This is a genomic window from Planctomycetia bacterium (assembly GCA_015200345.1).
Taxonomy (GTDB): domain Bacteria; phylum Planctomycetota; class Phycisphaerae; order UBA1845; family UTPLA1; genus PLA3.
On sequence record CP054187.1, the window covers coordinates 1,339,688 to 1,352,924 of the forward strand.

Below are 13,237 nucleotides of genomic sequence, written 5' to 3' on the forward strand. Positions count from 1 at the left end.
GACCTGCGTTCCCGGCTGGATGCTCCGCGAGGCGTCAGGACTGTCAATCCGAGACTATCACCCGATGGCAGCGGGGTCGAAAACCAGGCCGAGGCGCGGTAACCTGTCAGGACATGAAGACGAGTGACGAGTATGGGTCCAAGCTCGATCTCAAATTTCTTTTTGCAGGCCGTCGGCGAAAGCTGCTTCGGATTTCAAGAGCGTTTTGCGCGCGAGCTGCCGGCGCTGGTCAATATCCCGACCGGACTGGGCAAGACCGCGATGGCCGTCGTGGGCTGGTTGTGGCGGCGGTTCGGGGCGGGCGACGAGCTACGCCGCCAGACGCCGCGGCGGCTGGTGTACTGCCTGCCGATGCGGGTGCTGGTGGAGCAGACGCGGGACAACGCGATCCGATGGCTGCACAACGTGGGTCGGCTCGGCGGCGAGGTGACGTTCGATCCTCCGCTGAGCTGGGGTCGGCAGGCGACGCCGAACGACGGCGTTGCGAAGTACGTACCGAGCGCCGACAAACCGGGCACCGTCGCGGTATACGTCCTGATGGGCGGTGAGGATGAGGACGACTGGGACCTCCACCCCGAGCGCGAAGCCATCATCATCGGCACGCAGGACATGCTTTTGTCGCGGGCGCTCAACCGCGGGTACGCGGCCAGCCGCTCGCGCTGGCCGATGCAGTTCGGGCTGCTCAACACGGACTGCCTGTGGGTCTTCGACGAAATCCAGTTGATGGGCAGCGGGCTGGCGACGACGGCGCAGTTGGAGGCGTTCCGCCGACTTTTACCCACCAACGAATCGCCCCACGCGAAGGAAGGCCACGGTTGCCTCAGCGTGTGGATGTCTGCAACGCTCGACCGAAAGTGGCTGGAGACTGTGGATTTCAAGGATCGCGTTGGCAACCTGGTTGTTCTGGAGCTGGACAAAACGGATCACGACAACGAAGAGATCAAGAAGCGCTGGGCGGCGAAGAAACCGCTCGGGAAGTCCTCGGCGACGATGGGCGACGCGGCCAGCCTCGCCGACGAAGTTCGCAAGGCTCACAAGCGCGGCACGCGGACGATCGTCGTGGTGAACACGGTCAAGCGGGCCTACGCGCTGTTTGAGGCGTTGCGCACATCGATGGCCGGGGGATCGAAGGCTCAACGGGGCAGGCGAGGAAAGGGCGCGGACACGCCGGTTCAGGCGTCGCCGGGAGACCAAACGCCGAAGGTCGTCCTCCTGCACTCGCGGTTTCGGCCTCCCGACAGAGCCGAGCGAGTCGAAGAGGCGCTCGCCGATCCGCCGCCCGAAGGCACGATCGTCGTCAGCACGCAGGTCATCGAGGCCGGCGTGGATGTGAGCGCCGCGACGCTGTTCACGGAGCTGGCGCCGTGGGCGTCGCTGGTACAACGATTCGGGCGGTGCAACCGGCGCGGAGAGCAGAATGAACGCGCATCCGTGCGGTGGATCGACGTGCCGGACAAGGACGCCGCGCCGTACGACGCGGAAGACCTGCGGAAGGCACGCGACACGCTGGGAGCCATCGCCGAACAGCCCGAGGCGCAACGGAGCGTCAGCCTGGCCGCGCTGAGTGCGCTGGACGTCAACCTGCCGTTCAATCACACCCACGTCATCCGCCGGCGGGATCTGATCGACCTGTTCGACACGACGCCGGACCTGGCCGGCAACGACATCGACATCGACCGCTTCGTGCGCGAGGTCGAGGACTCGGACGTGCGCGTGTTCTGGCGCGACTATGGTGACCCGGAGAAGGGCGCCACGCCGAACAACATCGGGGGAAAGGACGCGGAGAAGGGCGCCCCACGTATTGAACCGGCCCCGCGACGGGAGGAACTCTGCCCGGCGCCGATCGGGGCGGTGAAAAAGGACACCAAGGGGAAGACGACTTACACCGAGTTCCGCAAGTTCGTGAACGAGCACGCTAACAGCGTCTGGCGTTGGAGCTTTCTCGACGAGAAGTGGGAGCCGGCTCGGGCGGACGCCATTGCGCCCGGACAGGTGTTCCTGATCCATGCTGACGCGGGCGGGTACTCGGCGAAAACGGGATGGGATCCTGGGAGCACAGCGCGCGTTGCGCCCCTTGCCTCCCCGTCGGGTGCCGCGGGTGAAACGCTCGACGGGACTGACTCGGACCGGCTTTCCCGCGCCGGCGTGTGGCAGACGATCGCCGAGCACACGGACGCGGTGTTCAGGGAACTGGTCGCGATCGTAAAGTCACTTAAGCTCGACGGTCGCCAGGCCAGCGTGCTGAAAGAAGCGGCACGGCACCACGACTGGGGCAAGGCGCATCAGGTGTTTTGCGGCGCCCTGCCGGACGGCATGCCGAACCACGCAGTTCAGTGGGCCAAGGCACCCGGTTCGTGGAAGCGGTACGCCCGCCGGCATTTCCGGCACGAGCTGGCTTCCGCGCTGGCCGTGCTCCAGCGCCCGCACGATGCGCTCAAAAAACTGCGCGACGATGACCTCAACCTTGTCGCGTACCTCGTCGCCGCACATCACGGCAAGGTGCGGCTGTCGATCCGCTCGCTGCCCAACGAGCAGCGGCCGAACCCGCGGACTGACACCGATGGGCACGAACGGCGCTTCGCCCGCGGCGTATGGGACGGCGACGAACTACCGGAGGTCGACCTTGGTCAAAACGGCGATGGCACCCGGATCATCGCGCCCCGGGTCACGCTCTCGCTGGAACCGATGGAACTGGGCCTGTGCGAACAGGGGCAGTTTGCCGGTCAGCCGTCGTGGGCCGAGCGCATGATCCGCCTGCGCGATACGCTCGGACCATTCCGCCTGGCGTACTTGGAGGCGATCCTCCGCGCGGCGGACATGCGGGCGAGTCGGGCGGCGACCAGTCAAACGGCTGACAACACGGATGACAGCGAGGGAGCGAGCGATGGCTGAGTTGCAACGCCACGATGATGCAGGTACCGAGCACAAATCGTTGGAACCCACTCCCCCACAGTCGCGGCTCGGATCAAACCACCACGACCTGGAACTGCCGGGCTGCACGCCGGAACCGCTGATGGCGTACCTGAAGGCCCTGGGCGTTCTGCGCCTGGTGAGCGAACAGAAGGACCCCGGCGCCCGCGGCTGGTGGAAGAACGACGTCTTCTGGCTGCGATCCAAGCTCGACCGCGACGCCCTGGTGACGTTCTTCCTGGAGGTATACAAGCCCACACCGATCGTCGCACCCTGGGCCGGCGGCTCCGGATTCTTCAAGAAGGACAACACAAAGTACGTGAAGGAGTTGAGCAACAGCAAAACGTCTCGCGTCGGTCTTTGCGCGGAGGTGATCCGGACCGTCCAAGCAATCATCGATGAGGAGAAAATCGGCGACAAGCCGAAGGACGAGGACAAGACCCGCCTGATCCGCCGATACCGGCGCGAACTGCCCGACGAAGTCGTCGCGTGGATGGACGCCGCGATGGTGCTTCAGCAGGACGGGCAGGGGTTTGCCCCTCTACTCGGCACGGGCGGCAACGACGGCCGTCTCGACTTTACGCAGAACTTCATGCAACGGATCGTCTCGCTCGGCTTGCATAAGGAAGAGCAGGCGACTGACGAATCTCGAGCATGGCTTGCCCATGCCCTCTTCGCATCGACAGCAAAACTCCACTCGGCAAGTGTTGGCCAGTTCGCTCCAGGGCGTGCGGGCGGACCGAACGCCACGCAGGGCATGGAGGGCGACTCGACCGACGACCCGTGGGATTTCATCTTCATGATGGAGGGCGCGCTTGTCCTCGCTGGGGCCGCGGTACGACGGTTCGGCGTCGCAGATTCGGCACGAGCAGCGTTCCCGTTCACGGTTCGCGCCATCGCCGCCGGCTTCGATTCGCCAGCATCCAAGGACGGAGTGGATTCCCGAGGTGAGCTGTGGCTCCCGCTCTGGACCCGCCCGACCAACGTCGCCGAACTCCGTCAGCACTTCGGCGAAGGGCGTGCGGAGGTTTCCAGGCGCGCGGCACGGGACGGAGCGGACTTCGCCCGCGCCGTAACGGGTCTCGGTGTAGACCGCGGCATCACAGGATTCAACCGGCTTGGGTTCCTGAAGCGCAGCGGCAAGGCCTACTTGGCCGCGCCGCTGGGGCGGTTTGAGGTCGTCGAGCGCACCGATGTCGATCGACTGCGCGAGGTTGATCCTTGGCTCAACGGCTTCCGTCGTGCCGCTGGTGATAAGAACCCCCCGCCGCGATTCGCTTCGGCGCTGCGGCGGATAGACTCGGCAATCTTCGATTTCTGCAAGTACGGCGGCGCGGCGTTTTTCCAGAGGATCATCGTCGCGCTGGGCGCGGCCGAACGGGAACTCGCCAATACGGAGCGGTTCCGGGAAGACAAGAAACTCAAACCGCTCGCCGGGTTGTCGGCGGAGTGGATCGGGGCCGCCGATGACGGATCGCGCGAGTACAGCATCGCCCTGGCCCTGGCCGGGGTGCATCACGAGCCGGACGGCCCGGCCGAGCAGCCGAAGATCGGACCGCTGCGCACGAATCTGGAACCCGTGGATTGGCAGAAGCGCTGCCGCGCCTGGGCCGAGAAGGAGCGCTGCGTCGTCTGGAACGCCGCCGACCTGGCGACGAATCTGGCCAACGTCCTCCAGCGCCGCATGATGGACGGTGAGCGCGCCGGCTGCCAGCGCCTGCCGCTGGCGTCGCGCTTCACCGTGCCGCTCGACGTTATCGCGGCCTTCATCGCCGGCGAGCTCGACGACGCGCGGATCGAGGAACTGATCTGGGGACTGATGCTGATCGACACGTGGCGCCGGGATCTTGCGCCTGCGGGCATGAATCAGAGCCGCGACGGTCAGCGGGCCGATCCCAACCCGCTGCCGCGCGAGTACGCCCTGCTGAAACTTCTGTTCCTGCCGCGGCCGCTCGTGGCCGAACGGCCCGGCGACAAGGTCCGGTGGCGGCTTGCCCGGCTCCGGACTGATCCAGTCAACCCGCGTCGCAGGCACCTCGAATCGGGCATCGTCATCCGTCCCGAGCCGCGCATCCTGCCGCTTCTCCGCGCCGGACGGATCGGCGAGGCGTGCCGGATCGCCGCCCAGCGCCTGCGCGTCTCCGGCCTGCCGCCGATGCCGGGGCCATTGCCGACCGGCGTGATGCGCGACGGCGCCTGGGCCGAACGAATCATTGAACCGCGTCGTGCCCAGCGACTGGCCGCCGCGCTGCTGATCCCGATTGCATCAGAATCCGTCAACCGACTCGTTCATCTGGTCTGCCGCGCCGACGGATCGGACGCGGCCGAAGCACTCGCCGCTTCGGCGGCAGGAGAATCCCAATGAGCAATGGCAACACGATTGATTATCAAGCACTCAAGGACGCCCCGCGCCTCCTCATGGAGGCCAGGCTGAAACCGCTTCAGGGCCACCGTTTCCAACCCACCGGCTTCGCCGATCTCGGGCCGGCCCGTTACACGCTGCCCGACGGGACGGAGATGCTGCTGGTCGACTCCGTGCAGTCCGTGGCCAACCGCATGGAGCTGGCCTGTTGGGACGCTCCAGCAGAGGATTTGATCGCTGAACTGCGCGGCCTGCCATACATCAAGATCATAGACGCGAACAACAGGCACGTGAGCAATTCCCTGTTGGAAGCGCATCGGATTAACTCCGAGTACGTGATGAAGGAGGCGTGGCGCATCTTAGAGATAAACGGGAACCGGGAAATCGCCAACAAGCCATTCAGCGAGGAGTTTGCCACAGAGATCGGCTATGAGAAGGATGGTCGTGTCGATTGGAAGAAGTTCCACGCGGGGTTGCTCAAGTACGATCCCAACAGCCTCATTCACGGGTGTTTTCTCGAAGAGATCGGAGGTCGATTACGTGCGACGCGGGCCCTATCGGGCTTCATCGAGGCTTGCGGGGTCGCCGTAGCGGAGAGCGGTGGCGTCAAGAACAACATTGTTCAGCCCGAACTGAAGGGCGGCGAAGGCAATGTCCCCTTACATCGGACCGAGTTCACTGCGCGAGAGATCAAGGCCTATTTCAACCTGGACCTGGCCCTGCTGCGCGGCTACGGCCTGGGGCACAATCCTGACCGGAAAACGGACGGCGGCTTTGAATGGTCAGACCCCGAGAAGCTGCTGATTGCGCTGTCGCTGTTCAAGATCCGCCGGTTCCTTTCTACCGGCCTGCGCTTGCGTACCGCCTGCGACCTGGAACTTGATGGTGAACTGACCGTCACGCGGCCCGGCGGTTTCGCAGTGCCGTCCGAAAGCGATCTCCTGGCGGAATGCACGCAGCTGATCGGCGCTTGCAAGCCGTACTTTGCCGCAGCGCAGAAGGACGGCGACTTCAAAGACCGCCCCGTCACGCTGGTCGAGTGGAAGCCAGGCAAAAAAAAGAGCGGCAAGGGCAAGAAGTCTGAGGAGAGTGACGAGGCCGAAGACGAGAATGCCGGCGATAGTAACACGGATGATCAACAGGACGACGACGAATGATCGCAATCTCCTTTAAGTTCCTCGCCGGCCGTTACCACGCCACGCCGTGGGGCCGGCACGTCAACGAAGGCGCGGTCGAGTGGCCGCCCTCGCCGTGGCGGATTCTCCGCGCGCTGGTCGCGACGTGGAAGCGCACGATGCCGGACGTGGCCGAGTCGGAGATGAGGCCTATCTTCGAGGCGCTCGCCGCCGCGCCGCCGCGGTTCATATTGCCGCCCGCCTCAACCGGCCACACGCGCCACTACATGCCCTGGTTCAAGAAGGGCCCGGATGACCGCACGCTGGTGTTTGACACCTTTGTCGCCGTTTCGCGCGAGGCGGCGCTGCTTGTCCGCTGGCCGGAGGCTTCGCTTGACGACGCGCAGCGCGATACGCTGAACCGCATTCTCGCAAACGTCAACACCCTCGGCCGCTCCGAGTCCTGGTGTGAGGCGCGGCTTATGAACGACGATGACGCTTGCGCCATGATTGAGAATCGCAGATCAGTCCACGTCGAGCCGCTCAACGGCGCCGGCGTTCCCGACGACTGCGAAATCATCCGCCTGCTCTGCCCCGACCCGGGCACGGCGTTCGCGGACAGCCACGTTGTCAAGGTGAACGTGAAGACCATCGGCCGCGGAAGGAACAGACAGACAGCGGAGGAACGCATTACCATTTACGACCCGGCATGGAACCTCTGCATGGAAACGCTGCAACTGCACGACGAGAAGTGGTCTGACCCGCCCGGCTCGCGATGGGTCCAATACGCCCGCCCGCGCGACTGCTTCAAAATTGAGCCGACGGCGCGGACCGGTTCTCGTTCACCGGACCGCCCGCACATCCAGGTCGTCCGCTACGTACTCGATTCGACGGTCCTGCCGATGGTGACGGAGACGCTCCCCGTTGCCGAGGCGGCGCGCCGCAAGCTGATGAGCATTCACGGTCAACTCACGAAGCGCAACGGCGTTCGCGGCCGCTCGCCCATCCTCTCTGGCAAGGACGAACGCGGCCAGCCCCTCGTCGGCCACATCCATGCGTACTTCCTGCCCACCGACGAAGACGGCGACGGCCGACTCGACCATCTCACGGTTTTCGCGCGCGACGGCTTCGATCCCGAAGAGCGCCGCGCGCTGGACCGCCTGCGTGAACTGAAGACCGGCCGAAAGGGCGAAGAACGCCATCCGCTTCACCTGCTTCTGCTGGGCATGGGCACGCTCGACGAGTACTGCCCAGGGCCGCTTCGGGCGTCAAGCGGCTGGGTCTCCGCTACGCCGTACGTCGCCACGCGGCACGCGAAGGCTCGAGGGCGAGACCGGATCGACACGTCGTCGTCGCAGGCGCGTGTCGATTTTCTCATGTCCGATCTGCGCAGTCAGATTCGTGCCGTGCTCCCCGATTTCGCCAGCAACGCAGACAAAGTGAACAAGGTGAACATCACTCCCGTGCTCGACGGCGGCGCGTTCAAAATCGCCGGTCGCTGGCGGCCGATCCAGTTCAATCGCTTTCGTCGCAAGCCCGGCGACGACGGCGGCCTACGCCTCGCCGGTGCGTTTCGCATCACGTTCCCGCAGCCGGTCGCCGGCCCCATCGCCCTGGGCCATTCGTCGCACTTCGGCATGGGCTTGTTTGTGCCAGACTCAACCAACAGATCAGGAGAGGGCATTCCATGCTGATTCTCGCCTCTCTGTCCGGCATCCAGGACTTCCTGTTCGACGTCCGCGAGTCCGGCGGCGGGCAGGCCCGCTCGCTCCGCAATCGCTCGTTCCGGATCCAGCTCATCGCCGAATGCGTCGCGCTGCGCCTGCTCGAAGCGGCCGAGCTTGCCTACCACCGCCTCCTGTTCAGCGCGGCGGGCAAGGTCTGCATTGACGCCACGGGACTTTCTGGGGGCGCCATCTGCGCGGTGCGCGAGGCGGCCCAGGACATGGAGCGGCAGTTGCTCGAGGAAACCCATGGTCGGCTGCGCCTGTCGATTGCGGTGGAAGAAAGGCCCGGCAGCTTTGCCGAGCGGTTTGAACGCGCGGGCCGTGCGCTGGTCGCCGAAAAGTTGCGTCCCTACGCCACCACTGCCGCCGACCGCGGCACATGGCCGGACGGCGCGCTGTCGGTTCGCGCGATCTGGGACGCCGACGGGGAGGCCGAGCGCGACGCTGATCTGGGGCGCCGCCTCGTCTCCGCCCGATGGCTGACCATCCGGCGGCCTGATGATGCGACCCGCGCAGGCACCCTCGGCTACCGCGTGTCACTCGAAGCCAATGAACCGGACTCGGGGGCCAACCTGGTCTCGTGCAGCAATCTTGCCCAGCCGGAAACCCCGCCGCCCTCGATCGATCGCGGCCTCTTCCATCCCCGCCATCTGGCGCGGCACGTGCCACGAGATCGACACGGCCAGCCCATCGAGTTCCTCGACCTGGCCCGGCAGTCGCGCGGCGCACCCATGCTCGGCGTGCTCAAAGCCGACGCAGACTCACTCGGCACCGTGGTATCCGCGGCGCTTCGCGACTCCGACGGCGACGGCCTCACCGCCATGCGGAGGCTGAGCCAGTCGCTGGACCGCTTCTTCGCGGAGACGCTCGAAGCCGAAAAGCGGCGCAAGCCGTGGGATCTCATCTACACCGTCTTCTCCGGCGGCGATGACATGCTCGCCGTCGGCCCGTGGGACGTCATGCTCGACTTCGCCGCTCACATGTGCCAACTCTTTGACCAGCACTTCGGCACCGCAGCGCGCGAACGCCCCTGCTCAATACCGCTGACGATCAGCGCCGGCGCGGCGATCGTCAAGTCAAGGTATCCCGTCCATCTGGCCGTTCGGCAGGCTGAAGAACTGCTTGAAGAAGCCAAGAGCCACATCGCGCCGCATGCCGCACAGCCCAAGGACCAATGCGCCGCGCTGGGCGGCCTCTGGAAATGGGCCAACCACGATGCCATCATCGGCGCCGGAAAACAACTGGCCGACTGGGTGGATGCGGGCATCATCCAGCGCGGCTGGCTGCACACGCTGCTGCAACTGGCCCTCCTGCGCCGCGGACAGGCCGGACCCGAATACGCCGACGTACACCCAGCCGTCGGCACCTCGCGACTGGCGTATCACGTCGCCCGGAACTGGCCGGGCAAGCGCAACAATCCCCGCAACGACGGAGATCGCGCGGCCAACGCCGCACGCGACTGGATCGACGCCGTCCTGCGCGAGTTTGATCAGTTCGATACCACAGCACACGTGCATACGATTCACCTGCCGGCCATCGTGCGATACGCTATGCTCGCCACGCGATCCGGCGGTTCGGAGGACAAGCCATGAATCAATACAACCGTGCCGGTTACGGCGGAGGCGGCCAACAGGGCGGCCGTCAACAGGGGTACGCTGGCGGTCGGGATCTACCACGTGATGACAGGGTCACGAATTACTGGCCCGACTACCTCAAGGGCGGCTACTTCGACGACGACGGCTGCCTGAAGATCGAATACGTCAGCCGCGAAAAAGTCGAGCCGCTCGTGAAGAAAATGGCGAGCCTCACCTCGCACCAGGTTCGCCGCTACTTCGGCCACTGCCGTGCGCTCGAAACCCGTCTGAAATCCGGCGGGACCTCCTGGACCGCCGTCTGGCCCGAGGTCAAGAAGCTGGCCATCGCCGCCTCCGACGGTGTTTCCAAGTCTCCTCCGAAGATTCCCACGCTCTTCCACGACTTCATCCAGCGCAATGTCGACGCGATCAAATCCGAAAAAGACTTTCTGAAGGGATTCCTGCCCCACTTCGAGGCTCTCGTCGGCTTCGGACAAGCCCATTTCAAGAAGGAAAGGAGTTGATGAAATGAAGAAAGTCGACCACTACGTCATCCGCCCCGAGATCGAACTGCTCTCCGGAACACGCATCGGCGGGTCCGACGACATCCTCCAGATCGGCGGCACCGATCTCACCTGCATCAAAGACCCCGTCACCGGTCGCCCCTATATCCCCGGCTCATCCATCAAAGGCAAAATGCGCTCCAGCCTGGAGAAGGCCCTCGGCAAGACGACTTACGGACGCGAACCCTGCGGCTGCGCCGACGCCAAGTGCCCCATCTGTCGTGTCTTCGGCCCGCACAAGCAAACCAACCACCAGCTCGGCCCCACGCGCATCATCCTCCGCGACGCCCCGCTGATCAGCGGCGAATTCGCGATCGAGAACAAGACCGAATCCACCAATCGCCGCGACACCGGCGCCGCCGAGCACCCCCGCACCGTCGAACGCGTCGCCCCCGGGGCCAAGTTCGCCCTCGAAATCGGCGTTCAGGTATTCGATATCGACGCGCAGTTCAAGTACAAGAACGCCGACGGCAACGAGCTGACCGGCGCCAACGCGTTGCTCGAAGTCGTCGATCACGCCCTTTGGGAAATGGAGCAGACCGGCATCGGCGCCGGAACCAGCAAGGGTTACGGCAAGGTCAAGATCCACTGGGACGGCAGCGTCGAGAAGTGCAAACGCACCAGCCGAGCCAGGAACATTTCCGCCGGTCCCTGCATCACTCCTGGCGCAACCTCATGAAGCTCTACCGCCTCAAACTCTGCCCCCGTTCCCCATGGCGCACGCCTTGGCAGGCCGACACCCTCATCGGCGCGCTCTGCGCTACCGCCGCCCGCGTCCACGGCGCTGCCTTCCTCCGCCAGCGCCTCATCGAACCCATGCTCGCCGGTTCCCCGCCGTGCGTCCTCTCCGACGCCTTTCCCGGCGATCTGCTGCCGGTGCCCGTCACCGTGCGCCTGGCCCAACCGCCGCCCGACGCGGACCGCAAGGCCGTCAAGCGCGGCCGCTGGCTATCTCGTGACGATTTCTTGACACTCCGCGCCGCGACTCCCGACGCCGATGTGCCATGGGATCGCTTCCTGCCCGACTCCGCCGTCTTCCTCGACGAAACCACCCGCCACAACACGCTCGCCCGCGACTCCGACGCATCCCTCGAAGAAGGCGGCCTCTTCTCCAGACCGGACACGCACCTGCGCACCGGGCACAACGGCCGAACCGCGCTCACGCTTTACTTCCGCGCCGCGGACGACGCAGCCGCCGACCTCCTCCGCGACCTGCTGCACGAACTTTCACTCACCGGCTTCGGTGCAGACGTCGCCACTGGCCGCGGCCAGTTCGAGATCGCCGGAGACCCCGAACCTGCTACCGACCTGGACGCTGCGCCGCAGGACGCCGACGGTCTGATCGTGCTTTCCACGTTTCAACCGGCCCCCGGCGACCCGACCGACGGCTGCTGGGAGGCCTTCCCCAAGTTCGGCAAGCTCGGCCCCGACCTCGGCCTTGCCGACGTCCGCAAGCATACGCTCATCATGTTCCGACCCGGCGCTTGCTTCCGCACCGATCCGGCTCGCCCGTTTCTCGGAAGGGCTCTGCCGATGGACCTCGTGCTCCCGCAGGCATCTGCGTCCGAACTCCGCGCAAGAAGCATCGAGCTCGTCCATCCGGCATTCGGTTTGGCCGTCCCTGCGAGGCTGAACCTGGCGGCAGAAATGGAGTCATGACGAAGATGGATCAGGAATCGATGTCACAAACCCTCCTCATCTGCTCCGTCGGCGGTACGCCCGATCCGATTGTCAAGTCCCTTCTGCACTGGCGACCGGCGCGCGTCATCTTTATCCCCTCCAACCAGACGCGCGCCCATGTCGACGCCGTCCTCCGCGCCTTCGCCGAGGCCGCTGGCGATCCGCTCAGTCCCGGCCAGTACACCGTCAAACCGGTCCCCGACGCCGAAAACCTCCTCTCCGGCGTCGCAGCCCTCCGCACGCTCGATTCCGAAGTGGCCGACTGGCTCACCCGCGACGGCGCCGACTTCCGCGTCGTCGTCGACTTCACCGCCGGCACCAAGTGCATGACCGCCACACTCGCCCTCGTCGCCCGCCGCTGGCCGTGCCAGTTCTCCTACGTCGGCGGCCAGCAGCGCACCAAGGGCGGCGTCGGCGTCGTCGAAACGGGCACCGAGCGCGTCGTCTATTCTGCCAAACCCTGGGACGCCCTCGGCTACCAGGCCGTCGAAGACGCCGTCACAGTCTTCAATCACGGCGGATACGCCGCCGCCGCTCATCTGCTCGACGGCGCGGTGAAAAACGCCGGCAAACCGGAGGTCAAGCGCGAGCTGGCCACGCTCAAGGCCGTCATCGACGCCTACGCCGCTTGGGACCGCTTCGCGCATCGGAAGGCCGAGCATCACTTCGCCGACGCGTTGAAGAACCGCAACGACCTCGCTGCCATTTTCCCTCACGAAGCTTCCGCGCTGTTGACGCGCCTTCAGCAGCATCGTGACCGCGTTGCGAAATTGACCGAGCTGAATGAACCGACTGTTGAATGGGTCGTTGACCTCATGGACAACGCCCGCCGCCGCGCCGCCGAGCAACGTTTCGACGACGCCGTCGCCCGCCTTTACCGCGCCTGCGAAGCCCTCGCCCAGGTCCGACTGCGCGAGAATCATGACATCCCCGACACGAAGGCCGTTTCTCTGGCACAGTTGCCCGACGTACTCCGTACGGAGTGGGCCAACCGTGGACGCGACAACGGCTGCTTTGCCATCGGATTGCAGGACGCCTACCGACTCCTGAAGGAGCGCGGCGACGAGCTGGGCCGGAAATTCTTCGAACTCGGGCTGGCCGACGAAGAGTCACCACTCGCCGCCCGCAACCAGTCCATCCTGGCCCACGGCTTCGAGCCGGTCAACGAGACTGTTTATAAAAAATTGCTCCGGTGCCTGCTCCAAATCGCGCCATTTGACCAGCGCACCGACGCCGACGATTGGCGCTTCCCCGCCGCTGGCCTGGTTCCGAGGGAAAGCTGATCGTCATGGAGCGCCTCACGACC

At 65.4% G+C, this 13,237-nt stretch carries 9 protein-coding genes; all 9 read left to right on the top strand.

From position 1 onward, the window contains the following. The first annotated feature begins 132 nt into the window (after nucleotides 1–132). Genes HRU71_05640 through HRU71_05680 form a run of 9 tightly spaced genes read left to right on the top strand, consistent with a single transcriptional unit; the run spans nucleotide 133 to nucleotide 13,214 of the window. A complete protein-coding gene (locus HRU71_05640; protein QOJ02998.1) occupies nucleotides 133–2,892 on the top strand; it encodes a DEAD/DEAH box helicase in 2,760 nt (919 codons plus the stop codon). Then, nucleotides 2,885–5,275, top strand: coding sequence for a type I-U CRISPR-associated protein Csx17 (gene csx17, locus HRU71_05645; GenBank protein QOJ02999.1), 2,391 nt, complete (start codon nucleotides 2,885–2,887; stop codon nucleotides 5,273–5,275). The genes HRU71_05640 and csx17 overlap by 8 nt, the downstream gene beginning before the upstream one ends. Next, a complete protein-coding gene (cas7u, locus tag HRU71_05650) occupies nucleotides 5,272–6,429 on the top strand; it encodes a type I-U CRISPR-associated protein Cas7 (GenBank protein QOJ03000.1) in 1,158 nt (385 codons plus the stop codon). The genes csx17 and cas7u overlap by 4 nt, the downstream gene beginning before the upstream one ends. Continuing rightward, nucleotides 6,426–8,081, top strand: a complete 1,656-nt coding sequence (gene cas5u6u / locus HRU71_05655) for a type I-U CRISPR-associated protein Cas5/Cas6 (GenBank protein ID QOJ03001.1) — start codon at nucleotides 6,426–6,428, stop codon at nucleotides 8,079–8,081. The genes cas7u and cas5u6u overlap by 4 nt, the downstream gene beginning before the upstream one ends. Next, a complete protein-coding gene (locus HRU71_05660; GenBank protein ID QOJ03002.1) occupies nucleotides 8,075–9,706 on the top strand; it encodes a hypothetical protein in 1,632 nt (543 codons plus the stop codon). The genes cas5u6u and HRU71_05660 overlap by 7 nt, the downstream gene beginning before the upstream one ends. Next, on the top strand, nucleotides 9,703–10,212 hold the full coding sequence (gene csm2 / locus HRU71_05665; protein QOJ03003.1) for a type III-A CRISPR-associated protein Csm2: 510 nt from the start codon (nucleotides 9,703–9,705) through the stop codon (nucleotides 10,210–10,212). The genes HRU71_05660 and csm2 overlap by 4 nt, the downstream gene beginning before the upstream one ends. Before the next feature lie 4 nt (nucleotides 10,213–10,216). Further along, nucleotides 10,217–10,930, top strand: coding sequence for a type III-A CRISPR-associated RAMP protein Csm3 (gene csm3, locus HRU71_05670; GenBank protein ID QOJ03004.1), 714 nt, complete (start codon nucleotides 10,217–10,219; stop codon nucleotides 10,928–10,930). Next, nucleotides 10,927–11,910 (top strand): hypothetical protein, encoded by a 984-nt coding sequence (locus HRU71_05675; GenBank protein QOJ03005.1) that lies wholly within the window; start codon nucleotides 10,927–10,929, stop codon nucleotides 11,908–11,910. Before csm3 ends, HRU71_05675 begins: the two co-directional genes overlap by 4 nt. Further along, entirely contained in the window at nucleotides 11,907–13,214 is a 1,308-nt protein-coding gene (locus HRU71_05680) for a TIGR02710 family CRISPR-associated protein (protein QOJ03006.1), read from the top strand. The genes HRU71_05675 and HRU71_05680 overlap by 4 nt, the downstream gene beginning before the upstream one ends. Nucleotides 13,215–13,237 lie beyond the last annotated feature (23 nt).